Origin of the sequence: Aeromicrobium sp. MLTX1, from assembly GCF_046452335.1 — a bacterium.
In the GTDB taxonomy this organism is placed as follows: Bacteria; Actinomycetota; Actinomycetes; order Propionibacteriales; family Nocardioidaceae; genus Aeromicrobium.
In genome coordinates this window covers 1,520,543-1,547,432 of the sequence record NZ_JBKFDN010000001.1, presented here as the reverse complement: position 1 = coordinate 1,547,432, position 26,890 = coordinate 1,520,543, and the positions used below count along the sequence as shown (strand labels likewise).

The window sequence follows — 26,890 nt, the reverse complement described above, 5'->3', positions numbered from 1 at the left end:
TCAGATGGCGAGATTCGTGCGGACGACCTCGGCGAGGTGGTCGGCGATGTCCTGCGCCTCCTGCGAGGTGGGCGCCTCGACCATCACCCGGACGAGCGGCTCGGTGCCCGAGGGGCGCAGCAGCACGCGGCCGGAGTCGCCCAGCCTGGCCTCGGCGGCCTTGACCTCGGCCAGCACGACCTCGTGGCTCGCGGCGCCGGCGCGGTCGACCCCGCCGACGTTGACCAGCACCTGCGGCAGCCGCTGCATGACCGAGGCGAGCTCTGACATCGTGCGGCCGGACTCGGCCATCTCGGCGGCCAGCTGGAGCGCCGTGAGGGTGCCGTCGCCGGTGGTGGCGTGTCGGCTCATGATGACGTGGCCGGACTGCTCGCCGCCGAGCGTGTAGCCGCCCTCGCGCATCGCCTCGAGCACGTAGCGGTCGCCGACGGCGGTGCGCAGCACCGTGATGCCGGCGGCCTCCATGGCCCGGGTGAAGCCGACGTTGCTCATGACGGTGGCGACGACGGTGTCGTCGGCGAGCGTGCCCTCACACTGGCCGCGCAGGGCCAGGATCGCGAGGATCTGGTCGCCGTCGACGACCTCGCCGTTCTGGTCGACGGCCAGGCAGCGGTCGGCGTCGCCGTCGAACGCGAAGCCGACGTGGGCTCCCTGCTCGACCACGATGCGACGCAGGTCGTCCAGGTGGGTGGAGCCGCAGTCGCGGTTGATGTTGAGGCCGTCGGGCTCGGCGTGGATCGCGATGACCTCGGCGCCGGCGCGCGCGAACGCGTCGGGTGCGGCCTCGTGCGTGGCGCCGTTGGCGCAGTCGAGCACGACCTTCAGGCCGTCGAGCCGCGCGGGCAGCGTGTCGAGCAGGTGGCGCACGTAGGCGCCCAGGCCTGCGTGGCTGTCACCGACGCGACCGACGTCGGCGCCGGTCGGACGGTCCCACGGCTCCTCGAGCCGCTGCTCGATCGCTGCCTCGATGTCGTCGTCGAGCTTGACCCCGCCGCGCGCCAGGAACTTGATGCCGTTGTCGGGCATCGGGTTGTGGCTGGCGGAGATCATGACGCCCATGTCGGCCTCGAGGAACGAGGTCAGGTACGCCGCACCCGGCGTGGGGACCACGCCGAGGCGGTGGACGTCGACCCCCGCAGACGCCAAACCCGCGACCACCGCGGCCTCCAGGAATTCTCCGGAGGCGCGGGTGTCGCGGGCGACGACTGCCGTGGGGCGCTGATCGGCGAAGGCACCGGCCTCGCCCAGGACGTGGGCGGCGGCCACCGAGAGGTCGACCGCGAGTTCGGCGGTCAGGTCCCGATTGGCCAGACCGCGAACGCCGTCGGTACCGAAGATCCGGCCCATGCGCGCCGGCAGATCAGCGCTTGCTGTACTGCGGCGCCTTGCGGGCCTTCTTCAGACCAGCCTTCTTGCGCTCCTTGATGCGCGAGTCGCGCGTCAGCAGGCCGGCCTTCTTGAGGGTCGGACGGTTGACGTCGACATCGACGTTGTTGAGCGCACGGGCCACGCCGAGGCGCAGCGCGCCGGCCTGGCCGGTCATGCCGCCACCGCTGACGCGAGCGATCACGTCGAAGGAGTCGACGAGACCGGTGACGGCCAGTGCCTCCTTGGCGATCTGCTGGTGCAGCTTGTTGGGCAGGTGCTCCTCGAGCGGCTTGCCGTTGACGGTCCAGACGCCGGTGCCGGGGACGATGCGCACACGGGCGACGGCCTCCTTGCGGCGGCCGGTCGCGGAGCCGGGAGCGATGATCGAGTTGATCTCTCCGGTCGCGGTCGCGCCGGCGGACTCCGACGTGTAGGCGACACCCTCGGCGTTGGTGGTGTACTCGGTCTCTTCGGTGGTGGTCTCAGCCACGATGAACCTGCTCTTCTCGCTTACTGGGAGATCTGCGTGATCTCGAACGGCTGGGGCTTCTGGGCGGCGTGCGGGTGATCCGGGCCGGCGTAGACCTTCAGCTTCGTGATGAGCTGACGGCCGAGGCGGTTCTTCGGCAGCATGCCGCGCACGGACTTCTCGATCGCCTTGCGGGCGTCCTTGTCGAGCAGGTCGCCGTAGGCGATCTGCTTCAGGCCGCCGGGGTAACCGCTGTGGCGGTAGACGTTCTTGTCGGTGCGCTTGTTGCCCGACAGCGCGACCTTGTCGGCGTTGACGATGATGACGAAGTCGCCACCGTCCACGTGGGGCGCGTACGTGGGCTTGTGCTTGCCACGCAGGAGGGTCGCCGCGGCAACCGAGAGACGGCCGAGGACGACGTCCTCGGCATCGATGACGTGCCACTGACGGGTGATGTCAGCAGGCTTCGGGCTGTACGTACGCACGGATGACCTTCTCGCTGCAAATCGAAATCTGTGAAGTCGGGACTCGCGTTGGTGAGCACGCAGGACGTGCCGCAACACAACGACTCCCCAGATTACCCGGCGACCCCTGCGCTGGTCAAAACGGGTCGGCCGAACGTGACCCTGCTCTCGCGCAGCGCCGAAGGGGACACTAGGTTGGAGTGGGTCGCTCACCCCCGCGACCGTTACTTCTCTGACGTCACAGGAGACCCGCATCGTGACCGACAAGCAGACGCTGACCATTCGTGACAACCGCTCCGGCGAGGAGTACGAGGTCGAGATCACCGACGGCAGCATCCGCGCCGCGGACCTGGGCAAGATCGGCAAGTCCGACGACGACCCCGGCCTGTCCGTCTACGACCCGGGCTTCACGAACACCGCCTCCACCCGCTCCGCCGTCACCTACATCGACGGCGAGAAGGGCATCCTGGAGTACCGCGGCTACCCCATCGAGCAGCTGGCCGAGTCCTCGACCTACCTCGAGGTGGCCTACCTCCTCATCCACGGCGAGCTGCCCACGAAGGAGCAGCACGACCAGTGGGTGCACGAGATCACCTTCCACACGTTCGTGCACGAGAACCTCAAGAGCCAGCTGCAGGGCTTCCGCTACGACGCGCACCCCATGGGCATGCTGCTGTCGAGCGTCGGCGCCCTGTCGACGTTCTACCCCGAGGCCCGCAACATCAAGGACCCGCAGATCCGCCACGAGCAGATCGTGCGCATGATCGCGAAGATGCCGACCCTCGGCGCCTGGTCCTTCCGCCACGCGCAGGGCAAGCCGTACGTCTACCCCGACAACGAGCTGTCCTACACCGAGAACTTCCTCTCGATGCTGTTCCGGATGAGCGAGCCGAAGTACGACCCGGACCCGCGCCTGGCCAAGGCCCTCGAGGTGCTGTTCATCCTGCACGCCGACCACGAGCAGAACGCGTCGACGAACGCGGTGCGCTCGGTCGGCTCCAGCCAGGTCGACCCCTACTCGGCCGTCAGCGCCGGCATCGCGGCCCTCTACGGCCCGCTGCACGGTGGCGCCAACGAGGCCGTCCTGAAGATGCTCAAGCGCATCAAGACCAAGGAGAACGTCCCGGCGTTCATCGAGGGCGTCAAGAACGGCGACGAGCGCCTCATGGGCTTCGGTCACCGCGTCTACAAGAACTACGACCCGCGCGCCACGATCATCAAGAAGGCCTGCGACGACGTCTTCGAGGTCACCGGCGTCAACCCGCTGCTCGAGGTCGCCCAGGAGCTGGAGAAGATCGCGCTCGAGGACGAGTACTTCGTCAAGCGCAAGCTCTACCCCAACGTGGACTTCTACTCGGGCCTGATCTACGAGGCCCTGCAGTTCCCGCCGGAGATGTTCACGGTCCTGTTCGCCATCCCCCGCACGTCGGGCTGGCTGGCGCAGTGGCTCGAGCTCGTCGACGACCCGGAGCAGAAGATCGCCCGTCCGAAGCAGATCTACACCGGTGCCCGCCAGCTGGACTTCACCCCGGCCAGCGAGCGCTGGAAGTGAGCTGAGTCCTCACGCCGCGAAGGCCGCGAGTCCCGAGAGGGGCTCGCGGCCTTCGCCGCTTCCGGGGAGTGGTCAGCGCCTCCGTCCGACCTCCGGGGTCCACTTTTGGAACGCGTTGCACCGTTCCGTGGACGAGAACGGTGCAACGCGTTCCAAAAGTTGAGAAGGGGGCTAGCGCGGCCCGGGGGGCGGGGGAAGGGTCAGCGGCGCTCGAGCAGGAGGGTCTGGGCGACGCGGCCCACGGGGCGGGTGAGGTCGTGCAGGACGGCCTGGCTGAGGCCCACGCCGTCCTGGCCGATCCAGCTCTCCGCCACCAGTCCCGTCCAGACGCCCGTGGGGGCGTCGGCGAGGTGCACCGTGAGCTCGGTGTTCATGAACACCCAGTCCGCCGGGTCGAGCCGCGAGCCGACGCCGCTGGCGGCGTCCGCGATCGCGATCGCGCGCTCGAGCTCGTCGCCGGTGTCGCCCTCGACGAGCGGGTAGGGCATCGACGCCCAGGCCATCGCCGGGCCGTCGATGCGGCCGATGCCGGTGCGCACGGCCCACTCCAGCGAGCCGACGAAGCCGCGCCGCCAGCTGGCGGGGACGCCGAGCTCGCCGCGGTCGAGCTCGGCCCGCGTCGGGGCGGGCGGCTGCGGGTCCGGTGTGTGCACGACGTCGAAGGAGTCCTGCGTGCGCAGCCACCACGCCGACGCCTGCGCCACCGGCCGCAGGCCCGACGGCCCGCGCTGGGACGCCACGGCCGACAGCAGCGCGATCTTTCGCCCCGGCCGCGCGACCGACGCCGTGACCTCGATCGGGGTCATCGCCACCGGGCCGAGGATCTCGACGGTCGTGCGCGCGATGCGCCCGGGCGCCGCCTGCGGCAGCAGGCGCATCGCGCGGGTCAGCACCGCGCCGACCGGTCCGCCGTGCTGGAGGTCGTCGCTCCACGGGCTGCCGGCGGCGGAGGTCGGCTCGAAGGCCTCGCGCACGCCGTCCTGCCCGTCCGACCCGCGGTCGACCAGGCGGTAGCAGCCGGTGGGCGTGCTGGGCTCAGTTCTCACGCACCAAAGCCTCCTGCACGACGTGGCACGCCTGGGCGTCGGCCTCGCCGAACACGGCGGCCTCGATGAGCGAGCGGCCGGCGTGGGCCGTCGGCGTGGCGTGCTCGAACAGCAGCCAGTCGTCGGCGCGCGCCGGGTGGTGGAACCACAGCCCGTGGTCGAGGGACACCGCGTTCCAGCGCTCGGCCAGCGACCGCTCGCGCCCGGCCCGGTGGCCGTGCGGTGCGACCGCCATCGACATCAGCATGAGGTCGCTGACGTAGCCGATGGCCGCCTGGTGGACGAGCGGGTCGTCCCCGAGGTCCTCGGCGACGCGCATCCAGATGTTCTGCACGGGCGCGGCCGAGTGCGGCGGGGTCTCGTCGGTCTCGGGCGAGATCCGCACCTCGACGGCGCTGAACCCCTCCCAGTACTCCCCCAGACCGCCGTCGGCGGCGGCCAGCTCGCGCAGCTCGGTGCTGGCCTCGGAGGTGAGGCTCTCGGGCCGACGCCGCGAGTGCGACAGGCCCTCGCGCGGCTCGACGAGCGAGATCGTGGAGCGGCAGATCAGCCGGTCGTCCTGGACCGCGTCGACGACGCGGGTCGAGAACTGGCGCCCGTCGCGCAGGCGCTCGACCTCGAAGCGGATCGGCAGGTCGGACCGGCCGGGCCGCAGGAACGTCGTGTGCAGCGAGTCGACGAGGCGCCCCGTCACCGTGTGGCCGGCCGCCATGATCGACTGCGCCACGAGCTGGCCGCCGTAGAGCTGCGGCAGCGCGACGCCGTCGCCGTGACCGATCCAGGCGCCGTCGCCGGCCTCGCTCAGGTCGAGGATCGACCCGAGCGAGGCCACCGACGTGGTCACGCCTTCGGCTCCGAGGCCACCTTGCGGGGCGGCCGCGGGAAGAAGAAGCTCGTGCGCGCGACGTACGCCTCGAACTCGGGGCCGCGCTTGCGGCGCATGCCCTTCTCGGTGAGCTTGCCGCCGCTGAACGTGGTCAGCAGCCACGTCATGAGGATCGGCGAGAAGACCGTGAGGACGCCCCACGCCGAGCCCAGCGTCAGCAGGAACAGGCCGAACCAGACGCAGGCGTCGCCGAAGTAGTTCGGGTGGCGGGTCCAGGCCCACAGGCCGCGATCCATGATCTTGCCGGCGTTGGCCGGGTCGGCCTTGAAGCGCGAGAGCTGCCAGTCGCCGACGGCCTCGAAGAGGAAGCCGATCGTCCAGATCGCGATCGCGACGATCACGAGGGCGTCGACGCCGCGGGAGACGTAGACGGCGAACTGCACGGGGATCGAGACGACCCACGCGAGGACGGCCTGCATCCCGTAGATCTTCTTGACGAGGAACGGGATCAGGGGGCGACCCTTGCGCGAGCGGAGCAGCGCCGTGTAGCGCGGGTCCTCCCCCTTGCCGATGTTCCGCTTGCCGATGTAGAGGCCCAGTCGCAGGCCCCAGATCGCGGTGAGCGCGAACACGATGAGGCGTCGGGTGTCGTCGCCGTCGGAGCCGGCGGACATCAGCCACGACACGGCCGCGATGACCACGAAGGACGGGCCCCACGTGATGTCGATGATGGAGTGGTCGTTCACCAGCTGGGCGATCGCCATGACGATCGCGAAGAACACCACCACCGCGCCGGCGGTGACGAGCAGGTTGAGGGCGAAGTCGCCCCACGGGTAGTCGAACATGCGTCCTCTTCTTACGGGGTCGGGCTCGCGGCGAGGTCCGCGGCGAGGCTCTGGAAGGCGTCCTGGGCGTGGGTGAACGTGTGCGGCTCGCCCTCACGCGACCGCGCGAGCAGCTGCTCGAGGGCGGCGGGATCCAGCGGCTCGTCGGCGTCGTAGCCGACCGTGCCCCACTCGACGGCGTCGGCGGCGCGCAGGGCCGAGCCGGCGGCGACGACGACCTGGCCGTTGATCGTGCTGTCGGGCGAGGACAGCGCGGTGACGAGCGGCGCGACGAGGTCGGAGCGCATGCGGTCGGCGTGACGGGGGTCCATGCCCGCCTCGGTCATCTGCGTCGTGGCGTACGGCAGCACGACGTTCGTGAGCACGTTCTTGCCCGCACCCTCGACGGCGGCGGTGCGGCCGAACGCGATGACGGCGCCCTTGCTCGCGGCGTAGGCCGAGACGGTGGTCTCGCCGTGCAGTCCGGCGGTGGACGCGATCAGGACGACGCGGCCGAAGCCGGCCTGGCGCATGTGGGCCATCGCGGCGGCCGCGGGCAGCACGGTGCCGGTGACGTTGATCGCCATGACCTGCCCGAAGTTCTCGGCACTGGTCTTGTGCGCCATCTGCGGTGCGCTGACCGCGGCGCTCGTGACGAGGACGTCGAGCCGGCCGAAGTGCTCGAGGGCGTCGGCGACCAGCCTCTCGCCGATCGCCGGGTCGGCGACGTCGTCGTGGTTGGCCACGGCGCGCCCTCCCGCGGCGACGATCTCCGCGACCACGTGGTCGGCCGGGCCGAGCCCGTTCTCGTCGACCTGACGGTTGCGGTTGTTGACGACGACGGCGGCTCCCGCCTCGGCCAGGCGCAGCGCGAACGCGCGTCCCAGGCCCTTGCCGCCTCCGGTGACGACAGCGACGCGGCCGTCCAGGGCTCGACTCATGAATCCTCACTTCGATTGATAGAGATACTCCGTTAGTTGTAGTACGGTGTGACGCAGATGACAAGTCCCCACGCGGGGAGCCGGACGACTTCGAGGGATGGCCGATGACCGACGGGGGACCCACGCTGCTCGAGCCGGGCGGCACGAACTCCGTGGGGAGGATGCTCGGCCTGCTCGGCGACGAGTGGTCGCTGCTCATCCTCGGCCAGTCCTCCCGGGGGCTGACGCGCTACGGCGAGTTCCGCCGGGCCATGCCGATCTCGAACTCCGTGCTGACCCACCGCCTCACGCAGCTGAGCGAGCACGGCCTGCTCGAGCGGCGCATCTACCGGACCAACCCGCTGCGGGCCGAGTACCTGCCGACCGCGCGCAGCCGCACCCTGTGGCCGATGATGCTGGCCATCTGGGAGTGGGAGCGCCGCTGGACCGGCCCCGCCGGGGAGGCCCTCCCCCGCCGGCGCCACGACACGTGCGGCGCCGAGTTCGCACCCCTGCTGACGTGCCGGGCGTGCGGGGTCCCGGTCGAGGCCCGGGACATCCGAGCCGCCTGGGGACCCAGCGGCAGCTGGGAGCGCTCGGTCCCGGCGTCGGCCACGCGCCGGCGACCCGACTCGGTCCAGGACTCGCTGCAGTACCCCCAGACCCTGGAGCTGTTCGGGAACCGCTGGTCGTCGGCGCTGATCGGCGCGGCGTTCCGCGGCATGGTCCGGTTCAGCCAGTTCGAGTCCGCGCTCGGCGCTCCCCCGACCCTCATCGCCGAGCGCCTGCGCGCCTTCGTCGGCCTCGGGGTGCTGGAGTCGCGCCAGCACGCCCGACACCCGGGCCGGCCCGAGTACCACCTGACGGACAAGGGCCGCGCGTTCTTCCCCGTCACCGCGCTCTCCCTGCACTGGGCCGAGAAGTGGTTCGTCTCGCCCGAGGGACCCGCGCTCGTCCAGACCCACACGGCGTGCGGCGAGGACTTCGTCGCGCACCTCGCGTGCGACCAGTGCCGTCAGCCGCTGGTCACGGGCACCATCACGATCGTCCCGGTCACCGAGGACCGGACCACACCCGAAGAAGGAACAGCATGAACGGAGCACGCACCGTCGCGGACCTCCTCCGCGCGAGCAGCCGGTCGCACCGCGACTCGTCCGCGATCGTCGGTGAGGGACGGACCGTCACCTACGGCGAACTCGACACCCGCACCAACCAGGTCGCCGCGGGGCTCCTGGCCCACGGCCTGGAGCGCGGCGACCGCGTCGCCTACCTCGCCCGCAACGGCACCGAGTTCTGGGAGCTCTTCTTCGGGACGGCGAAGGCCGGGCCCGCGGTGGTCCCGCTGAACTTCCGCCTCGCCGCGGACGAGATCGCGTGGATCCTGTCGGACGCCGAGCCCACCGTCCTCGTGGTCGAGGACCACCTGACGTCGCTCGTCCCCGCGGACTTCGACGGGCTGCGCCTGGTGTTCTCCCAGGAGGGCGAGCCGACCGTGCCCGAGGGCTGGCAGGCCTACGAGGCGTGGCTCGCGGCGCAGTCCACCGAGGACCCGCACCAGGACGTGGCGGGAGACGACCTGCTCTCCCTCATGTACTCGTCCGGCACCACCGGCAAGCCCAAGGGCGTCACGACGACGTCCGACGCGATGCTGGCCGCCGTCGAGGCGTTCTCCGCGCAGTTCGAGGTGGGCCCCGACACCGTCAGCCTCGTGCCGACGCCGTACTACCACATCGCGGCGGGCGGCTGGTCGCTCATCTCGCTGGCCCACGGCGGCCAGATCATCCAGTTCGTGGAGGTGACCCCGCAGAGCATGCTCGGGCTGCTCGTCGGGCACCGCGCCACCCACGTGATCATGGTCCCGACCGTGATGCAGATGGTCATCTCCAACCCCGCGGCCGCCGCGGCGGACTACTCCAGCGTCGAGCACCTCGTCTACGGCGGCTCGCCGATCTCCGAGACCGTCATGCTGCGCTCGCAGGAGATCTTCGAGGCCAAGCTCTCGCAGAGCTACGGCCTGACCGAGACGATCGGCGTCACGACGATCCTGCGTCCCGAGGACCACGTCACGGGCGCCGACAGCAAGCTGCAGTCGGCCGGCCGCGCCGTGCCCGGGACCGAGGTCCGCGTCGTCGACGAGGAGGGCAAGGACGTCCCCACCGGCGAGGTCGGCGAGGTCGTCGTCCGCGGCGCGAACGTCACGCGCTCCTACTGGCGCCGACCCGACGCCACCGAGGGCGCCTTCTTCGACGGCGGCTGGTTCCGCTCGGGCGATGCCGGCTACCTCGACGAGGACGGCTACCTGTTCCTCAAGGACCGGCTCAAGGACATGATCGTGTCCGGCGGCGAGAACGTGTACCCGGCCGAGGTCGAGAACGTCCTCATGGCGCACCCGGCCGTGCAGGAGGTCGCCGTCATCGGCGTGCCCTCCGAGCGCTGGGGCGAGACCCCGCACGCGGTCGTCGTCACCAAGCAGGGCCAGACGGTGACGCGCGACGAGATCGTCGCGTTCTGCCGCGAGCACCTCGCCCACTACAAGTGCCCGACCTCCGTGGAGGTCATCGACATGCTCCCCCGCAACCCGTCGGGGAAGATCCTCAAGCGAGAGCTGCGCGCCCCGCACTGGGCCGCGGCCGAAAGGACCATCGGATGACCCACCCCTTCCCGATCCTGCGCCAGGTCGTCATCGGCGCCCGCGACCTCGAGGCGACGAGCCGCGAGCTGCGCGAGGCGTTCCACCTCGAGCCCGGGTTCCCCGACCCGCTGCTGGAGGAGATGCACCTGGCCGACGAGACCATCCCGGTCGGGCCGCAGGCCCACCTCGAGCTGGTCGGCCCGCTGAACGAGCAGGCCTCCATCAACGCGTGGCTCGACCGCGTGGGCGGCACCGCGGGCTACTGCGTCTCGGTGCAGGTCCCCGACCTCGACCCGCACCTCGAGGCCATCGAGGCCGCCGGCGTCCGCCTGGCCATCCAGGCCGAGGCCTACGGTCGTCGCATCGTCCAGCTGCACCCGGGCGACATGGGCCTGCTCGTCGAGCTGGACGAGATCCCGAACGCCGACGAGTGGTTCTGGGACCACCTCGAGCACCCGCCGTCGCCCGACCCGTACATCGACGACGTGGTCGCGGTCGACCTGGCCACGCCCGACCCGCACGCGCGGGCGGAGCGGTGGGCCGCGGTGTTCCGCGTGCCCGTGCTGGAGAAGGACGGCGTCCCGAACGTCGAGCTCGGCTCGCGGACCGTGCGCTTCGTCCAGGACGAGCGGCCCCGGATGAGCGCCATCGACGTGCACGCCACGCCCGCCGGCGCCGGCCTGCCCGAGGAGATCGACCTCGGCCAGGTCACGCTGCGCGTCCTCAAGGACTGAGCCGGGACGAACGACAGGGGCGGGACCGACGCGGTCCCGCCCCTGTCGCGTCGCCGGGGAGGAGGGATCCGGCGACTGTCGCCCTCACCGCCGGGCGAACTCCTCGCGCAGCCGGACCTTCAGCAGCTTGCCGCTGGCGTTCAGCGGCAGCTCGCTCACGAAGGCCACGTCCACGGGGCACTTGTAGTGGGCCAGGTGCTCGCGCGCCCAGCCGATCAGGTCCTCGGCGGTCAGCTGCTCGCCGGCGTCGCCCGCGGCGCGGACCACGACGGCCATGGGCGACTCGCCCCACCGGTCGGACGGGACGCCGATGACGGCGACCTGCGCGACGCCCGGGTGGCCCGTCAGCACGCTCTCGACCTCGGCGGGATACACGTTCTCCCCGCCCGAGACGATCATGTCCTTGAGCCGGTCGCCGAGGTAGAGGTAGCCCTCCTCGTCGAGGCGGCCGCCGTCGCCGGTGTGCAGCCAGCCGCCGGCGTCGATCGTGGCCGCCGTCTCGTCGGGGCGACGCCAGTAGCCCTTCATGACGTTGCCGCCGCGGATGAGCACCTCGCCGCGCTCGCCGGCGGGCACGTCCTCGCCCGTCACGGGATCGACGATCCGGACCTCGTTGTTCCCGCGCACCTGGCCGACCGAGCGCAGCCGGTGCACGGTCTCCGGTGTGACGCGGTGGTCCTCGGGACCCAGGAACGAGACGCCTCCGGTGGACTCGGTGAGGCCGTAGCCCTGGTAGAAGTCGCAGCCGAACACCTCGGTGGCCTCGCGCAGGACGGGCTCGGGCATCGGGGCGCCGCCGTACATCATCCAGCGGAGCGCGGACCAGTCGCCGGAGCGCGTCTCGGGCAGGCCGAGCAGGAACTGGATGACCGTCGGCACCATGACGGAGTGGCTGACGCGGTACTGCTGGAGCACGTCCAGCAGCTCGGCCGGGCCCTGGGGGCTGATCATGAGCACGGCCGCGCCCTTGAGGTGCGTCATCAGCGCCAGGCCGAAGCCCGTCACGTGGAAGAACGGCACGGGCGCCAGCGCCACCGAGCCGGCGTCGAAGCGCACCACCTTGAGGGGGCCGGCGAGCGCCGAGCTGAGGTTCCTCCCGGCGAGCTCGATCCCCTTCGGGCGGCCCGTCGTGCCGGACGTGTAGAACATGACGGCCGTGTCCTCGGGATCGCGGGCGATGCCCGGGTCCACGCCGGAGTGGGCGCCCGCCCAGGTGGCGAGGTCGGTCAGGCCGTCGACGGGCTCGACCGTGACGACCCGGCCCACGCCCGGCACCGCGGCGACCGCCTCGGCATGGTGCTCCATCCCGGCGCCCAGGACGACCACGCGCGGCTCGACGTCCTCGACGATCTGCAGCACCTCGGCGGGCGCCAGCCGGAAGTTGATCGGCACGGGGATCGCGCCGGCCTTGCCGCTGCCGTAGAGCGCGTCGAAGAACGCGACGCTGTTCTCGCCGACGTGGCACACCCGGTCGCCCGGCTGGACGCCCTCGGCGACGAGCGCCCGGGCGAACCGGCTGGTGGACGCGTCGAGCTCGGCGAACGTCACCTGCCGCCCGGGCTGGAGGAGCGCGATGCCCTGCGGGTCGTGGGCCGCGCTGCGACGGATCACGTCCTCGAGGCGACGGAACGTGGTGCCGTCGCCGTGGGTCTCGAGCTCGACGGTGCGGGTGCTCACGGCTTCGTCACCAGCTGGTCGACGAACAGCAGCCTGCCCAGGCCCCGCTCGTAGCGGATCGGGTCGAGGGCCATGCGGGCGCGCGACTCGATCGCCATGCGGTCGGTGTCGCACGTCCAGTCGCCGCGCGCCATGGCCTTCAGACCGACGCGCGCGACGTCGCGCGGGTCCTCCTTCTGGCCGTCGACGTGCGCGGCCATGCGGGTGTCGACCGAGCCGACGATGAGCGACGTGACGCCGACGTCGAGCGGCTCGAGCTCGGCCCGCGCGATGCCGCCGAGGTAGAGCGCGGCGGCCTTCGACGGCGAGTAGCCGCCCATGAAGGCGGTGGGCGCGATGGCCGCGACCGAGAGGACGTTGACGATCGCGCCGCCGCCGTTGCCGGCGATCACCGGCGCGAACGCGCGGGTCGTCTCGAGCGGGCCGAAGTAGTTGACCTCCATCTCGCGCCGCGCGGCGTCGGGATCGGTCGCCTGCACGAGCCGGTCGCCGGCGTGGAGGCCCGCGTTGTTGATCAGCACGGTGGCGTCGGCGCAGTGGCGTGCGGCCGCGGCGACCTGCTCGCGGTCGGTGACCTCGAGCGCGACGGGCTCGGCGCCCGTGGCCGCGAGCTCGGGCGTCACGTCGTCCACGTCGCGCACGCCGGCGTAGACCTTCGCGGCCCCGGCGGCGAGCGCCTCCTGGACGAACGCCAGGCCGATGCCGCGGTTGGCGCCGGTCACCACGAGCGTGCTGCCCGCGATCGGCGTCCTGCGACCGCGGCTCATCGGCCGCTCTCCTGCGTCGCTCCCGGACGTCCCGACATCGATGTCATGGCAACCCCTTCCCTCGCGCTACTCACTACGTTTAATGTAGTAATCTGTATCACACCGTCAACTGAAGTGTCACGAGGAGAGCCATGGCGATCGCACGGGGCTTGCATCCGCAGGCCAAGGTCAGCGCGTACCAGTCGAAGGGATGGTGGACCGAGGAGACCCTCGACGGGTTCTACCTCCAGCAGGTGGCCGAGCGCGGCGCACACCTGGCCATCGTCGACCCCGCGAACCGCGCTGACCTGCTGGGATCGGCCCCGCGCCGGCTCACGTGGGGCGAGCTCGACGACGAGGTCCTCGCCGTCGCCGCGCGCCTCGACGACCTCGGCCTGGAGCGCGGCGACGTGCTCGGCGTGCAGCTGCCCAACACCATCGAGCTGGCCGAGGTCTACCTCGCCGCCTGGCTGCTCGGCATCGTCGTCTCGCCACTTCCCATGCAGTACCGAGAGCACGAGATCGTCGGCATGGCGAACCAGGCCGGCTTCCGCGCCTTCGTCACCGCGGCCGCCTTCGCGGGTCGCCGTCCCACCGAGGAGGCCGCCGCGCTGCGCGACCGGGTGCCGACCCTCGAGCACGTCGTCGCGTTCGGCGACGCGACCGAGCTGGAGGGCCTGCCCGACGGCATCGACCCCTGGACGCCCACCGTCGCGACGAGCGACCAGCGCGCCCGCATCGAGGCCCGCCGCGCCGCCGACCCGAACGACGCGAACGACTGCGCGACGATCTGCTGGACCTCGGGCACCGAGAGCGAGCCGAAGGGCGTCCCCCGCGCGCACCTCGAGTGGGCCGCGATCAGCACCGCCACCGTGGACGCCCCGCGCGTCACGGCCGACGACGTCCTGCTCAACCCGTTCCCGATGGTCAACATGGCCGGCATCAACGGCATGTTCCTGCCGTGGCTGCGCACCGGCGGCGTGCTCGTGCAGCACCACCCCTTCGACCTCAAGACCTTCCTCGGCCAGATCGCCGTCGAGCGCGCCACGTACACCGTCGCTCCCCCGGCGCTGCTGTGGATGCTGCTGCACAACGACGACCTGCTGGGCCAGATCGACCTGTCGAGCCTGACCCGCATCGGCTCGGGCTCGGCGCCGCTGCAGCCCGTCATGGTGCGCGGCTGGCAGGAGAAGCTGGGCATCGGCGTCATCAACTTCTTCGGCTCGAACGAGGGCATCGCGCTGCTGTCGAGCCTCGAGGACTTCCCCGACCCCGACGACCGCGCGCAGTACTTCCCGCGCTACGGCGCGCCGGGCGTCACGTGGTCCTCCGAGGTTTCCGAGTGGGTGCAGATCAAGCTCGTCGACCCCGTCACGGGCGAGGAGGTCACCGAGCCGGGCACCCCCGGCGAGCTGCGCATCGGCGGCCCGACGATCTTCGCCGGCTACCTCAACCCCGAGACCCGGGCGAACCCGTTCGACGACGACGGCCTGCTGATGACCGGCGACATCTTCGAGATCGCGGGCGACCGGAACCAGTTCCTGCACTACCTCGACCGGGCGAAGGACCTCGTCATCCGCGGCGGCATGAACATCGCGCCGGCCGAGATGGAGGCCCTCGTCGGCGAGCACCCCGCGGTGGCCGACGTGGCCGTGGTGGGCGACCCCGACGAGCAGATGGGCGAGCGCGTGGCCGCGGTCGTCACCCTCAACCCCGGCGCCACGCTGACGCTCGAGGAGCTCGTCACCTTCCTGCGCGAGGCCAAGATCGCGTCCTACAAGCTGCCGGAGCGTCTCGAGGTCCGTGACGAGCTCCCGCGCAACCCCGTCGGCAAGGTGCTCAAGCGCGAGCTCCGCCGTCCCGTCACCCTCTGAGGAGAGCCATGAACGACCGTCATCCCCACGTCCAGCTGCTCGACCGCATCATCGTGGCCGCCCAGGCCGGCGACCCCGCCGACCTGTTCAACGTCTACGCGCCCGGCGCCGTGATCTGGCACAACAACGACGGCGTCGAGCAGACCGTCGAGCAGAACGCGAAGGTGCTGCGCCGGATCTCCGAGCGCGTCACCGATCGTGAGTACACCGACCGCCGGATCCAGCTGTTCGACGGCGGCGTCGTGCAGCAGCACGTCCTGCGCGGCACGAACGTGCGCTCGGGCGAGCCCGTCGAGCTGCACGCCTGCGTCGTCGTCACCGTCAACGAGGACGGGCTGATCACCCGTCTCGACGAGTACATCGACTCGGCCGAGGCCGCCCGCTTCAGCGGCTGAGTCCCCCCGGACGGACGACCGCCCCGGACCCTGAGGGGTCCGGGGCGGTCGTGTGCTCGGCGGCGGTCAGGCCAGGCCGGTGGCGCGGCGCAGCAGCTCGACGAGCTCGCGGCGGTCCTGCTCGGTCTCGCGAGTGGCGTCGATGCGGTGCGTCTCGCGCGGGCGACGGTCGTGCCAGAACAGGCCCGAGGTCGTGCCGGGCTCGCGGGCCGAGGACAGCCAGACGGCCGTGTCGGCGCCCTGCTCGGGCGTGCGGAAGTCCGACTCGAAGCGCCGGATGAAGCCCTGCATGGCACCGGACCCGCGCAGGCCGGGCGAGTCGGTCCAGCCCGGGTGCGTCACGTGGGCGACGATCCCGCGGTCGGCCAGCTCGGCGGCGCGCAGCTCGGTCAGCACGATCTGGGCGCGCTTCGTGCGCGAGTAGGTCGCCTTCGGGTCGAACGCGTCGGCCTCGCCCCGCAGCTCGCCGAGCGTGAGGCGCTGGCTGTAGGCGCCGCCCGAGGTCATCTCGACGATGCGCGCGGGCGCGGACTCGGCGAGACGGTCGAGCAGCAGCTCGGTGAGCAGGTACGGACCCACGACGTTCGTCGCCCAGCTCATCTCGATGCCGTCGACCGAGGTCTCCCACTCGTCCCACATGCCGCCCGCGTTGTTGATCAGCACGTGGATCCGCGGCAGCCGCTCGAGCAGCTCGGCCGCGGTGGCGCGCACCGACTCCAGCGACGAGAGGTCGAGGCGCACCCACTCCACGCGCTGGTTGCCCGTCGCCGCCACGACCTCCTTCACGGCGGCCTCACCGCGGTCGGCGCTGCGACCCAGCATCACGACGTGCGCGCCGAGGGCCGCGAGGCTCGTCGAGGCGCCCAGGCCGACCCCGGCGGTGCCGCCGGACACGACCACGGTGCGGCCCGTGACGTCCTCCATGTCGGCGTCGTCCCACGTGGGCCGGCGCCGCTCGTAGCCGATCCGGCTGAAACTGATGGTGTCGTCGGCCGCCACCTCGGCGTCGATCACGTCTGCATCGCTCATGCTTTCACTGTAACAGTGACTCGACGCGCGACGACAGGCTTCGTCTCGTCCCTTGAATGCGCTGATTTAAGGCGCTGATCGTCCACGTTTCGCGTCTCGGCCTGTTCTGGATGCTTCGCTTTCGATACGTTGTGACAAGTCACTATCCCAGGAGGTCACCATGCCCGAGGCGGTCATCGTCTCCACTGCCCGCACCCCCATCGGGCGCGCCCGGAAGGGGTCCCTGTCCTCGGTGCGCGCGGACGACCTCGGCGCCGTCGCCGTGCGGGCCGCGCTGGAGGCCGTCCCGGGCCTGGCGCCCGAGGCCGTCGAGGACCTCGTCCTGGGCTGCGCGGTCCCCGAGGGGCAGCAGGGCTTCGGCATCGCACGCACCGTGGGACTGCTCGCCGGGCTGCCGAACACTGTGCCCGGCCTCACCGTGAGCCGCGCGTGCGCCTCGTCGCTGCAGGCGATCCGCTCGGCCGCACACGCCGTGTCCGCCGGCGAGGGCGACGTCTTCGTGGCGGGCGGCGTCGAGAGCGTCTCGCAGGTCCCCGCGCCGAGCGGGTACGACGACCTCAATCCCCGGTTCACCGACCCGTCCCGCGAGGACTACGTCGCCGACCTCTTCCAGTCGATGCTGCAGACCGCCGAGAACGTGGCCCGGCGATACGACGTCTCCCGGGCCCGCATGGACGAGTTCGCGGCACTGTCGCAGTCGCGCGCCGTGGCCGCGCAGCAGTCCGGCTTCTTCGACGCCGAGATCGTGCCCGTGACGCTCGCCGACGGCACGGTCGTCACGCGCGACGACGGTCCTCGCCCCGGCACCACGGCCGAGTCCCTCGCCTCCCTGCCGGCCGTCCTCGGGCCCGAGGGTCGGGTCACGGCCGGCAACGCGTGCCCGCTCAACGACGGCGCCGCCGCGGTGGTCGTCATGTCCGAGCAGCGCGCCCGCGAGCTGGGCCACCGGCCGCTCGCCCGCATCGTGGCCTCCGCCGTCTCGGGCCTGGAGCCCGAGTACATGGGCGTCGGCCCCATCGAGGCGGTCCGCACGGTGCTCGACCGCGCCGGGATGACGATCGGTGACATCGACGTCGTCGAGCTGAACGAGGCCTTCGCGGCCCAGGTGCTGGCCGTCACGGACGCGCTGGGGATCGACGTCGCGGAGCAGCTCAACCCCTACGGCGGGGCGATCGCGCTCGGCCACCCGTTCGGCATGACGGGCGCCCGGATGATGACGACGCTGCTGCACGGCCTGCAGGACCGCGACCAGCAGCACGGCATCGCGACGATGTGCATCGGCGGCGGCATGGGCATGGCCATGCTGGTCGAGCGGATCGGCTGACCGTGCGGCTGGCCCTCAGTCCCGAGCTCACCGAGTTCCGCCTGCGCCTGCGCGAGTTCTTCACCACCGAGGTCCCGTGGCACCTGCGCGAGCCCGTGATCGAGGCAGCCCCGCTGGACCGCGACGTCATCGTCGACACCCACCGGATCCTGCACCGCGCCGGCCTCGCCGTGCCGGGCTGGCCGGTGGAGTGGGGCGGCCGGGACTGGTCGCCACTGCAGCGCCACCTGTGGGGCGAGGAGCTGCACCTCGCAGGCGTGTTCCCGCCGCTGAGCCCGAACGTGGGCCTCGTCGGCCCGGTGCTGGCCGCGTTCGGCAGCCCCGAGCTGAAGCGCCGCTTCCTGCCGCCGACCGCCGCGCTGGACCTGTTCTGGTGCCAGGGCTTCTCCGAGCCCGAGGCCGGGTCCGACCTGGCCTCGCTGCGCACCACGGCGGTGCGCGACGGCGACACGTGGGTGGTCAACGGGCAGAAGACGTGGACGAGCCTGGCGCACTGGGCCGACTGGATGTTCTGCCTCGTGCGCACCGACCCGGACGCGCCGCGCCGCCAGGCCGGGATCTCGATGCTGCTGATCGACCTCGACTCCCCCGGCGTGACGATCCGCCCGATCGAGATGATCGACGGCGAGGCGGAGGTCAACGAGGTCTTCCTCGAGGACGTGCGCGTGCCCGCCGACCAGCTCGTCGGCGAGGTGAACCGCGGCTGGGAGTACGCGCGGTTCCTGCTCGGCAACGAGCGCGTCGGGGTGGCCCAGGTCGGGCAGACGAAGCTGCGCCTCGCGCAGGCGAAGCGCTACGCCCGCGAGCACGACCGGTGGGACGACCCCGCGGTCCGGACGCGTTTCGTGACGCTCGAGAGCGAGCTGCTGGCGCTGGAGCTGACGTCGCTGCGGGTGGCCGCGGAGTCCGCCGACGGGCGCCCCGATCCGGCCTCGTCCGTCCTGAAGCTGCGCGGCACCGAGCTGCAGCAGCGTGTCGCCGAGCTCGTCCTCGACCTGGCCGGCGCCGACGCGCTCCTGGCCGGTGGCACCGCTCCGGGCGTGGCCCGCTGGGCCCGCCGCGCCGCGGCCGCCCACCTCAACCTGCGCAAGGTCTCGATCTACGGCGGGTCGAGCGAGATCCAGCGCGGCATCGTCGCCTCGGGCGTCCTCGGCCTCTGACCTCACGCACGACAGCGGGCCCGGTCGAGGGAACCGGGCCCGCTGCGCTGGGGGTGCGAGATCAGTCGACGCTGATCACGTCGCCCGCCGAGACGAACCGCTTGTCCTTGGCGGACCAGGCGAACGGGCCGAAGCCGCTGACGCCGCCGGAGCGATCCGCCGAGCTCTTCCACGTCACGCCGTCGAGCAGCACCGGGGACGCGTAGTCCTGGTCGCGCGAGGCCTTCATGATGCTCTCGCGGGTCAGGCCGTCCTCGGACTCGGCGGCCTGCTGGAGGGTGTTGACCAGCAGGTCGGCGGCCATCCAGCCACTCACGGTGATCGTGTTGTTCGGGTCGGTGACGTCGGGAACCTGCGCCAGGTAGTCCTTGATGCCCTGGTCGTCGGCGACCTCCGGGTCGGCCGGCTCCTTGAGGTACTTCGGCACGACCGCGCCGTCGGCGGCCTGGCCGGCCGCGAGGTACTCCGCCGCGTTGGCGCAGTTGCTGGCCTTGACCACGAGCTCGGGCTTGAAGTCGACGCGGGCCATCGCGGTGTCCAGGACACCGCAGGTGCCCGTGACGCCACCGTGGTAGAGCACGTTGACGCCGGCGGCCTTCAGCTTGGTCGCGGCGGCCGCGGGGTCGGTGTCCTCGGTCTCGGCCGCGATCTCCAGCCCGCCGGCCTCGGCCGACTTCTTGAACGCCTCGGCCATCGCCACGCCACTGCCGGTGGCGTTCTCGGCGATGCCGAGCGTGATGTCATCGACCTTCGACTTCATGAAGTCGACGATGAACTTCGTCTCGATGTCGGCCGAGGGCAGGAACTGCAGCGTCCACGGGTACGCCTCGATGTCGGTGAACCGGACGTCGCTCGAGCTGGGGTACAGCATCGGGACGCAGGCGGCGTTCTGGTCGTCGGCGATCGCCGCGACCTGGCCGGCGCCGAACGTCGTGATGAGGTCGACCTTGTCCTTCTGGAGGAACTCGGTGGCGTTCGCCTTGGCCTTGTCCGGCGCGAAGGCGTCGTCCTTGTAGCTGACCTCGATCTTCTTGCCGTCGATGCCGCCGGCGTCGTTGGCCGCCTTGAGGCGCGCGTCGTAGCCCTGGATGGCGAGCTCGGCCGCACCGGCGATCGGACCGGACAGGGGGGCGCTGTAGCCCACCTTGATCGTGCCCGTGATCTCCTTGGCCGCCGCGTCGGGATCCTCGCAGTCGTCGAGGCTCAGCTCGAAGCCGCCCGAGGAGCTCGAGTCGCCGTCGTCGCTGGAGGAGCCGCAGGCGACGAGGGTGAAGCTCGCCAGCAGCGCGGCCGGGAGCACCGCCGTCCGGCGGAGCCGGCGCATGGTGGTGGATGCGGTCATGTTCGGGACCTTTCGATGGTGGTGGAGGTGCGGTCGAGCTGGTGCTCGGGCTGCGGGGTCGTTTCCGGCACCGCGGACGCCGCGTCGGTGGCGACGACCGGGCGCGGGTCCCGGACGACGACACGGCGTCGAATCAGTTGGGCCAGCGAGCCGACGATGCCGGCGGGGGCCACGAAGATGACGAACAGCAGGACGAGGGCGAAGAGCACCGCCGACGACTGCCCGCTGCCGATGTCGGCCGTGTAGTACGGCACGTAGACCACGGCGAGGCCGCCGGCGATCGGCCCGAGGACGGTCCGCTCACCGCCGATGACCAGGCCGATCAGCAGCGTGATGCCCGCCATGAGGGTGAAGGATCCCTCGGCGTAGAGGCTGCCCATGTAGAGGGCGAACAGCGAGCCGGCGGCGCCGGTGATCGCGCCCGACAGACCGAAGCTGGCGACCTTGACGACGGCGATGTTGACGCCGGAGGCCGACGCCGCGATCTCGTTCTGGCGCACGGCCGACATCGCCATGCCGTAGCGACTGCGCGTCAGGCACCAGCACACGTAGAAGGTGATGGCCATGACCACGACCGAGAGCCAGAAGAGCCAGACGTACTTCTCGCCCAGGCCGAGCCCGGTCCACTCGGGCGGCCGCATCGCGGTGCGCGGGATCGTCAAGCCGCCCGCGCCGCCGGTCAGCCCGGAGAAGCGGGCCACGAGCTCGGGGAACGCGACGGCGAAGGCCAGCGTGACCATCGCCAGGTACAGGCCGCGGATCCGCAGGGCCGGCAGGCCGACCAGAAGGCCGACGACGAGGCTGATCGCGAAGGCCACGGGGATGGTCGCCCAGCCCTCCCAGCCCTCCTTCACCATGAGGATGCCGGTCGTGTAGGCGCCGATGCCGAAGAAGGCCGAGTGACCCACCGACAGCAGGCCGACGTAACCGGTCGCGAGGTTCAGGCCGGCGATCGCGATCGCGAAGATCATGACGCGGGTGACCTGGCCGATCTCGAACGGCGCGAGGCCGCCGAGCCACAGGGTCGACGCGACCAGCAGGACCAGCCCGGCGCCGACGAGCGCGCGGTGGACGGGCGTCCCGCGCTCGATGACGCGGGGCTTCTTGACTTGGGTGCTCACACGCGCTCCAGACGTCGGGCCCCGAACAGTCCGGTGGGGCGAACCAGCAGGATGACCACGATCACGACGAGGGCGACGGTGAGCGACATCGAGCCGCCCAGGAACGTCGCGTACCCGTTCACCAGCGCCAGGCCGATGCCCAGCCCCAGACCGCCCACGACCGCGCCCTTCACGCTGTCCAGTCCGCCCAGCAGGGCGGCGGCCGTCGCGAAGATCAGGACGTGGAACATGCCGGTCAGGCCGAGCTGTCCCGGCGGGACCATCGGGATGAGCAGCGCGCCGGCGAAGGCGGAGATCGCGCTCGACAGGCCCCACGAGAGGGTCAGCACCCGGCCGACGCGGACGCCCGAGAGCGCCGCCGACTGCCGGTTGGTGGCCACGGCCCGCATCTGCAGGCCCATGCTCGTGTACGTGAAGAACAGGTAGAGGCCGAAGACGATGGCGGCCGTGATGGCCCAGATCGCCATCGAGTCGTAGTAGAGGCGGGCGCCGGCGATCTCGACGAAGTCGTTCTCGCCGCTGGGCAGCATCCGCGGGAAGACCTTGTCGTCCGATCCCCAGATCCAGCCGTCGAGACCGTTCAACCCGGTGAACAGGGCCAGGGCCACGATCAGGACGGCTGTCTCGTCCCGTTTGGCCACCGGCCTGACGAGCCAGCGCTCGGCCAGGGCGCCCATCGCGAAGCCGATGAGGATGGCCGGGATGATGGCGACCCACGGGTTGAGTCCGCGCTCGGTCAGCCACCACGTGATGTAGGCGGTGAACAGCGCGAACTCGCCCTGGGCGAAGTTGATCGTCGACGAGCTGCGGAAGACGATGACGAGGCACAGCGCGATCAGGATGTAGACCGAGCCGCTCGTGGCGCCCGCGAACACGCGGGAAAGCAGGATGTCCATGGAGTGCTCCTCAGTAGCCCAGGTAGGCGGCTCGGATGCTGTCGTCGGCGCGGAACGCCTCCGCGGACCCGCTGGCGGAGACCTCGCCGACCTCGAGCAGGTACACGCGCGAGGCGATGTCCATCGCCAGCTCGGCGTTCTGCTCGACCATCAGCAGGGCGGTGCCCGACTCGTGGTTGATGTCGCGCAGCGTGTCGAACAGGCCCTGCACGATCACGGGTGCGAGACCGAGGCTGACCTCGTCGCACATCAGCAGGCGGGGACGGCTCATCAGCGCCCGGGCGATCGCGAGCATCTGCTGCTCGCCGCCGGACAGCGTGCCGGCCACCTGGTCGCTGCGCTCGGCCAGGCGCGGGAAGACCGAGAACCAGCGCTCGATGTCCTCGTCCACGGCGATGCGGTCCTTGCGGGTGACCGCGCCGACGCGCAGGTTGTCCAGCACGGACATCGCGGTCAGCGTGCCGCGGCCCTGGGGCACGAGGCTGACGCCCTGCGCCAGGATCGTGTCGGGGCGGGCCTTGGTGATCTCGCGACCGTCGATCTTCAGCGAGCCCTGGTAGGGCAGCTGGCCCGACAGCACGCTCAGCAGCGTGGACTTGCCGGCGCCGTTCGCGCCCAGGACGACGACGGCCTCGTGCTCGTCGACGTGCACCGAGACGTCGCGCAGGACGGTGGCGCCGCCGTAGCCGGCGGTGAGGCCCGTGGCCTCGAGCAGCGCGGTCATGCGGACCTCCCCAGGTAGGCGGCGACGACCTCGGGGTGGCGCTGGACGTCGGCGGGCAGGCCGTCGGCGATCGTGCGGCCGAAGTCCATCGCGACGACGTGGTCGCACACGCCCATGACGAGGCCCATGTGGTGCTCGACGAGCAGCACGCTGAAGCCGAACTCGTCGCGCAGCGAGCGGATGAGGTCGCCGAGCTCGGCGACCTCGGAGTGGGTCAGGCCGCCGGCGGGCTCGTCGAGCAGCAGCAGCGACGGGCGGCTGATCAGCGCCCGGGCGAGCTCGACGCGCTTGAGCGTGCCGAAGGGCAGGCCCGCGGCGGGCTGGTGGGCGACCTCGGCGAGGTCGAGGCGCTCGAGCAGCGCCCAGGCATCGCGCTCGACCTGCTTGGTCGCCTTCCGCGACCCGGGCCAGCCGACGAGCGACGGCAGCAGGCGCGGCGTCTGCACGCCGTGGGCGCCGACGACGGTGTTCTGCAGGACCGTCATCTCGGGCCACAGCGCGAGGTTCTGGAAGGTGCGCGCGACACCGGAGCGGATGACCTGGTGGCGGCGCAGACCGAGCACGTCGATCTCGCCGTAGCGGATCGTGCCCTCGTCGGGCTGGTAGACGCGGGTGACGCAGTTGAACAGCGAGGTCTTGCCCGCGCCGTTCGGCCCGATGAGTCCGCAGATCTCACCGTCGGCGACCTCGAATCCCACCCGGTCGAGCGCGGTCACTCCGCCGAAGCGGAGAACAACGTCCGAGACCTGAAGCATCAGGAGCCTTTCGCTAGCGAAGTTCAATGACTGACCGGAGGAGCATATCCTGTGACCCGAGTCACGGTACCGGGGCCCTCGTCACTTTATAACGGCCTGAAAAGGGGCAGGTCAAGAGAAACTCTGTGTTTTGAAGTGTCTTTTCTCATTGATGCATCGAGACTGCTCTAGACAAAGCAGAACGGCGCGCCGGGAGCCGGCGCGCCGTGGTCTGCGGAGGGGTCGATCAGGAGGCGTCCACGCGCCTCAGCGAGCGCTTGAGGACCTTGCCGACGGGGTTGCGCGGCAGCTCGTCCACCACCAGCAGGCTCTCGGGGAGCTTGTAGCTGGCGATGTGCCGCTCGCGCAGGAAGTCGACCAGGGACGACAGCGTCACCTCGGCGCCGGCCCGCGGGACGACCACGGCCCGGGTGCGCTCCCCCAGCGCGGGGTCGGGCACGCCGACGACCGCGACCTCCTCGACGTCGTCGTGCCCGGCGAGCAGCGTCTCGAGCTCGGCCGGCGAGATGTTCATCCCGCCGCGCACGATCATGTCCTTCGCCCGGTCGACGTACTGGAGGTAGCGCAGGTCGCCGTCGGGGTCAGCGACGTACATGAACAGGTCACCACTGCGGTAGAAGCCGTCCTCGGTGAACGGGTCCGAGGTGGTGGTGCCGGGCAGGTAGCCCGCGATGACGCCGGGACCCTTCACGAGCAGCTCGCCGGGCAGGCCCTCCTCGGTGATCTCCGCGCCGCTGCCCGGGTCGACCAGTCGCGTCTCGTAGCCACGCGGGCCACGGTTCGACCAGGCGTGGTCCGGCGAGCCGAACCGCGGGAACAGGTGCGAGCGGTGCTCGGGGTCGGGCACCGTCTCGGGGTCGCCGACCAGGTTCAGCCCCTCGTTCGAGCCGAAGCAGTTCACGATGTCGATGCCGAACCGCTCGCGGTAGGCACGGATCATCGAGGGCGGCAGCGGCGCCGACCCCGAGCCGATGTGGCGCAGGCTGCGCATCCCCTCGGGCGTCATGAACGGCAGGTCGAGCGCGCGCACGAGCAGCGCCGGCGGGACGACCGTGTAGGTCACCTGCTCCTCGCGGATCTGGCCGAAGAACACCGGCGCGTCGAACGGGTGGTGCAGCACGAGGGTGGCGCCCGTCAGCAGCCACGGCACGAGCATCCCGCCGATCCCGGCCATGTTGACCATCGGGAAGGGGTTGAGGACGACGTCCTCCCCCGTCAGGCTCATCGCGTCGACGCTGGTCAGGCCCATCGGCTCCCAGTCGTTGGCGCAGCGCGGCACGCCCTTCGGGGTGGCCTCGGTCCCCGAGGTCCAGCAGATCGTCACGGCGTCGTTCGGGTCGAGGTCGACCTCGAGACGCTCGAACGGCGTGCGGTCCACCGGTGCCGCGAGCGCCGCGGTGAGGTCGACGTGACCGGCCACGGCGCGCGGGCCGAAGGTCAGCACGGTGTGCACCGCGGGCAGCGCGGCGAGCGCGGCCAGCCGCTCGTCGAGCGGGGCGCCCTGGAACTCGACGGCGCTGACGAACGCGGTCGCGCCGGCCAGCTCGCACATCTGGGTCAGCTCGTACTCGCGGTACTGCATCGGGAACGGCGTCGCGATCGCGCCGATCGACGAGAGCGCGACGTAGGAGACGGCCAGGTCCGCACAGTTGGGCAGCTGCAGGCCGACGACGTCGCCCGGGCCGACACCCGCGGCGAGCAGGAGCGCGGCGAGGTCGTGGGCGCGCTCCTGCACCTGGTGCCACGTGTACCGCTGCGGCTCCAGGCCCATGAGCGAGGCGAGGTTCGGCGCGTCCACGAGGGCCGTACGATCAGGGGCCTGCGCGGCGTGCTCGCGCACGCGTGCGGGCCACGTGGGGACGCCCCAGACGCCCAGCGCCTCGTACTCGGCCACGCGTGCGAGCGGGTGCAGCCTCATGGTTCTCCTCCGGGGTCGACTGGTCTTTTACTACATCTAACGTAGTGACCTGTCAACGACGGAGGGCGCGATCCGTCGGTGCTTGACTCGGCACTCGGCAGGTCCCACGCTGGTTACCGATCAGAAACTATGACGTCGAAAGGCTCGGGGATGACTGCCGCGGAGACCGACGAGAACGGTGCGTCGCCCCTCGGCCGCGCCCTGATCCTGCTGGGCGACATGTGGACCCTGCGGATCGTCATGTGGGTGTTCAACGGCAAGCGCCGCTTCCAGGACCTGCGCAACGCGCTCGCGATCTCCGACCCCGTGCTGTCCCGCCGGCTGAGCTCGCTCGTGGACGACGGCATCCTCGCCGCCCGCGAGTACCAGACCAATCCCCCACGACGCGAGTACGTGCTCACCGACGCCGGCCTCGACCTTTGGCAGGTCCTCGTGGCGATGTGGGTGTGGGACCGCCGCTGGGCCGGCCACCTGCACCGCGACGCGCAGACCCGCCTGCGCCACCTCGACTGCGGCCACCTGACCCGACCCGTCTTCGGCTGCGGGGCGTGCGGCGCCATCGGCGTCGGCGCGCGCGACGTGACCGGCTCGGTCGACGACCGCCTGCTGCTCGACAGCGTCCAGCGCCGCTCGCGGCGCTCCCCCACCATGACCACGCCGATCGACGCCTCGGGCGTGCTGGGCGACCGCTGGTCGACGTTCCTGCTCTCCGACGCGTTCACCGGTACCCGCCGCTTCAACGACTTCCAGGAGAACCTGGGCATCTCGCCGGTCACCCTGACGCAGCGCCTGCACCTGTTCGTCGAGGCCGGCCTGATGTCGCGCGAGGAGGTCGCCGGCGGCAAGCGTCAGGAGTACCGCCTGACCTCGAAGGCGCTCGACTTCTTCGACGTCACCACGACGATCAACGGCTGGGCGCAGCGCTGGCTCACGCAGGACGGTCGCTCGGGACTCAACCTCACGCACATCCCGTGCGAGTCCGACCTCGTCCCGCAGTTCACGTGCAACGCGTGCAACGCCGTGCTCACGCGCACGAACATCCGCTTCGAGGGGCCGATCGCCGAGCTGTGACCCGGCGACCGGCGCGCTCCTCT

Annotated in this window: 25 protein-coding genes; 9 read left to right on the top strand and 16 right to left on the bottom strand. The window is 71.2% G+C overall.

Translation table 11 applies throughout. From position 1 onward, the window contains the following. The 3 genes from glmM to rplM are packed head-to-tail and all read right to left on the bottom strand — an operon-like array spanning position 1 to position 2,322. The gene (gene glmM / locus ACK99Q_RS07380; RefSeq protein WP_410185502.1) at positions 1–1,347 is read right to left on the bottom strand and encodes a phosphoglucosamine mutase; all 1,347 of its coding nucleotides are present in this window, start codon (positions 1,345–1,347) and stop codon (positions 1–3) included. 13 nt (positions 1,348–1,360) lie between these two features. Beyond that, positions 1,361–1,858 (bottom strand): 30S ribosomal protein S9, encoded by a 498-nt coding sequence (gene rpsI, locus ACK99Q_RS07375; protein ID WP_410185501.1) that lies wholly within the window; start codon positions 1,856–1,858, stop codon positions 1,361–1,363. 20 nt (positions 1,859–1,878) lie between these two features. Next, entirely contained in the window at positions 1,879–2,322 is a 444-nt protein-coding gene (gene rplM, locus ACK99Q_RS07370) for a 50S ribosomal protein L13 (protein WP_269303563.1), read from the bottom strand. 235 nt (positions 2,323–2,557) lie between these two features. Between rplM and ACK99Q_RS07365 the strand changes: the two genes are divergently transcribed. Beyond that, positions 2,558–3,853, top strand: a complete 1,296-nt coding sequence (locus ACK99Q_RS07365; RefSeq protein WP_179422967.1) for a citrate synthase — start codon at positions 2,558–2,560, stop codon at positions 3,851–3,853. A gap of 200 nt (positions 3,854–4,053) precedes the next feature. Here ACK99Q_RS07365 and ACK99Q_RS07360 read toward each other — a convergent pair whose 3' ends face one another. The 4 genes from ACK99Q_RS07360 to ACK99Q_RS07345 are packed head-to-tail and all read right to left on the bottom strand — an operon-like array spanning position 4,054 to position 7,490. Then, positions 4,054–4,899 carry a thioesterase family protein gene (locus tag ACK99Q_RS07360; protein ID WP_410185500.1) on the bottom strand — a complete coding sequence of 282 codons (846 nt, stop codon included), beginning with the start codon at positions 4,897–4,899 and terminating at the stop codon, positions 4,054–4,056. Further along, entirely contained in the window at positions 4,889–5,743 is an 855-nt protein-coding gene (locus ACK99Q_RS07355) for an acyl-CoA thioesterase (RefSeq protein WP_410185499.1), read from the bottom strand. The genes ACK99Q_RS07360 and ACK99Q_RS07355 overlap by 11 nt, the downstream gene beginning before the upstream one ends. After that, complete coding sequence (locus ACK99Q_RS07350; protein ID WP_410185498.1) at positions 5,740–6,570, bottom strand: DUF1295 domain-containing protein; 831 nt, start codon at positions 6,568–6,570, stop codon at positions 5,740–5,742. The genes ACK99Q_RS07355 and ACK99Q_RS07350 overlap by 4 nt, the downstream gene beginning before the upstream one ends. An 11-nt stretch (positions 6,571–6,581) precedes the next feature. Next, positions 6,582–7,490, bottom strand: coding sequence for an SDR family NAD(P)-dependent oxidoreductase (locus ACK99Q_RS07345; protein ID WP_410185497.1), 909 nt, complete (start codon positions 7,488–7,490; stop codon positions 6,582–6,584). Between the two features lie 104 nt (positions 7,491–7,594). On the opposite strand from ACK99Q_RS07345, the gene ACK99Q_RS07340 reads away from it, so the two are divergent. From ACK99Q_RS07340 to ACK99Q_RS07330, 3 genes are read left to right on the top strand one after another with little or no spacing between them, the layout of a single operon-like run. Continuing rightward, complete coding sequence (locus ACK99Q_RS07340) at positions 7,595–8,563, top strand: winged helix-turn-helix transcriptional regulator (protein ID WP_410185496.1); 969 nt, start codon at positions 7,595–7,597, stop codon at positions 8,561–8,563. Next, positions 8,560–10,119: a long-chain-fatty-acid--CoA ligase gene (locus ACK99Q_RS07335; protein WP_410185495.1), complete on the top strand. Its 1,560-nt coding sequence runs from the start codon at positions 8,560–8,562 to the stop codon at positions 10,117–10,119. Before ACK99Q_RS07340 ends, ACK99Q_RS07335 begins: the two co-directional genes overlap by 4 nt. After that, positions 10,116–10,835, top strand: coding sequence for a hypothetical protein (locus tag ACK99Q_RS07330; protein WP_410185494.1), 720 nt, complete (start codon positions 10,116–10,118; stop codon positions 10,833–10,835). The genes ACK99Q_RS07335 and ACK99Q_RS07330 overlap by 4 nt, the downstream gene beginning before the upstream one ends. A gap of 84 nt (positions 10,836–10,919) precedes the next feature. Here the strand turns inward: ACK99Q_RS07330 and ACK99Q_RS07325 are convergent, their stop codons facing one another. Together ACK99Q_RS07325 and ACK99Q_RS07320 are read right to left on the bottom strand one after the other, a co-directional pair. Beyond that, positions 10,920–12,512: a long-chain-fatty-acid--CoA ligase gene (locus ACK99Q_RS07325; RefSeq protein ID WP_410185493.1), complete on the bottom strand. Its 1,593-nt coding sequence runs from the start codon at positions 12,510–12,512 to the stop codon at positions 10,920–10,922. Continuing rightward, positions 12,509–13,279 carry an SDR family oxidoreductase gene (locus ACK99Q_RS07320; protein ID WP_410185492.1) on the bottom strand — a complete coding sequence of 257 codons (771 nt, stop codon included), beginning with the start codon at positions 13,277–13,279 and terminating at the stop codon, positions 12,509–12,511. The genes ACK99Q_RS07325 and ACK99Q_RS07320 overlap by 4 nt, the downstream gene beginning before the upstream one ends. A gap of 131 nt (positions 13,280–13,410) precedes the next feature. Between ACK99Q_RS07320 and ACK99Q_RS07315 the strand changes: the two genes are divergently transcribed. After that, on the top strand, positions 13,411–15,132 hold the full coding sequence (locus ACK99Q_RS07315; protein WP_410185491.1) for a class I adenylate-forming enzyme family protein: 1,722 nt from the start codon (positions 13,411–13,413) through the stop codon (positions 15,130–15,132). 8 nt (positions 15,133–15,140) lie between these two features. After that, positions 15,141–15,527, top strand: coding sequence for a nuclear transport factor 2 family protein (locus ACK99Q_RS07310; RefSeq protein ID WP_410185490.1), 387 nt, complete (start codon positions 15,141–15,143; stop codon positions 15,525–15,527). A gap of 66 nt (positions 15,528–15,593) precedes the next feature. On the opposite strand, the gene ACK99Q_RS07305 is transcribed toward ACK99Q_RS07310, so the two are convergent. Next, positions 15,594–16,556: an SDR family NAD(P)-dependent oxidoreductase gene (locus tag ACK99Q_RS07305; RefSeq protein ID WP_410185489.1), complete on the bottom strand. Its 963-nt coding sequence runs from the start codon at positions 16,554–16,556 to the stop codon at positions 15,594–15,596. Positions 16,557–16,716: 160 nt separating this feature from the next. On the opposite strand from ACK99Q_RS07305, the gene ACK99Q_RS07300 reads away from it, so the two are divergent. Beyond that, positions 16,717–17,880, top strand: coding sequence for an acetyl-CoA C-acyltransferase (locus ACK99Q_RS07300; protein ID WP_410185488.1), 1,164 nt, complete (start codon positions 16,717–16,719; stop codon positions 17,878–17,880). Positions 17,881–17,882: 2 nt separating this feature from the next. Beyond that, entirely contained in the window at positions 17,883–19,040 is a 1,158-nt protein-coding gene (locus tag ACK99Q_RS07295) for an acyl-CoA dehydrogenase family protein (RefSeq protein WP_410185487.1), read from the top strand. Positions 19,041–19,101: 61 nt separating this feature from the next. On the opposite strand, the gene ACK99Q_RS07290 is transcribed toward ACK99Q_RS07295, so the two are convergent. The 6 genes from ACK99Q_RS07290 to ACK99Q_RS07265 all read right to left on the bottom strand — a co-directional run bounded on the left by ACK99Q_RS07290 (position 19,102) and on the right by ACK99Q_RS07265 (position 25,796). After that, positions 19,102–20,382: an ABC transporter substrate-binding protein gene (locus tag ACK99Q_RS07290; RefSeq protein ID WP_410185486.1), complete on the bottom strand. Its 1,281-nt coding sequence runs from the start codon at positions 20,380–20,382 to the stop codon at positions 19,102–19,104. Further along, complete coding sequence (locus tag ACK99Q_RS07285; protein ID WP_410185485.1) at positions 20,379–21,503, bottom strand: branched-chain amino acid ABC transporter permease; 1,125 nt, start codon at positions 21,501–21,503, stop codon at positions 20,379–20,381. Before ACK99Q_RS07285 ends, ACK99Q_RS07290 begins: the two co-directional genes overlap by 4 nt. Then, entirely contained in the window at positions 21,500–22,399 is a 900-nt protein-coding gene (locus ACK99Q_RS07280; RefSeq protein WP_410185484.1) for a branched-chain amino acid ABC transporter permease, read from the bottom strand. The genes ACK99Q_RS07285 and ACK99Q_RS07280 overlap by 4 nt, the downstream gene beginning before the upstream one ends. Positions 22,400–22,409: 10 nt before the next feature. Beyond that, positions 22,410–23,123: an ABC transporter ATP-binding protein gene (locus ACK99Q_RS07275; protein WP_410185483.1), complete on the bottom strand. Its 714-nt coding sequence runs from the start codon at positions 23,121–23,123 to the stop codon at positions 22,410–22,412. Continuing rightward, positions 23,120–23,878 (bottom strand): ABC transporter ATP-binding protein, encoded by a 759-nt coding sequence (locus ACK99Q_RS07270; protein WP_410185482.1) that lies wholly within the window; start codon positions 23,876–23,878, stop codon positions 23,120–23,122. The genes ACK99Q_RS07275 and ACK99Q_RS07270 overlap by 4 nt, the downstream gene beginning before the upstream one ends. Before the next feature lie 226 nt (positions 23,879–24,104). Then, a complete protein-coding gene (locus ACK99Q_RS07265) occupies positions 24,105–25,796 on the bottom strand; it encodes a class I adenylate-forming enzyme family protein (protein WP_410185481.1) in 1,692 nt (563 codons plus the stop codon). A gap of 150 nt (positions 25,797–25,946) precedes the next feature. On the opposite strand from ACK99Q_RS07265, the gene ACK99Q_RS07260 reads away from it, so the two are divergent. Continuing rightward, positions 25,947–26,867, top strand: a complete 921-nt coding sequence (locus ACK99Q_RS07260; RefSeq protein ID WP_410185480.1) for a winged helix-turn-helix transcriptional regulator — start codon at positions 25,947–25,949, stop codon at positions 26,865–26,867. The last annotated feature ends 23 nt before the right edge of the window (positions 26,868–26,890 follow it).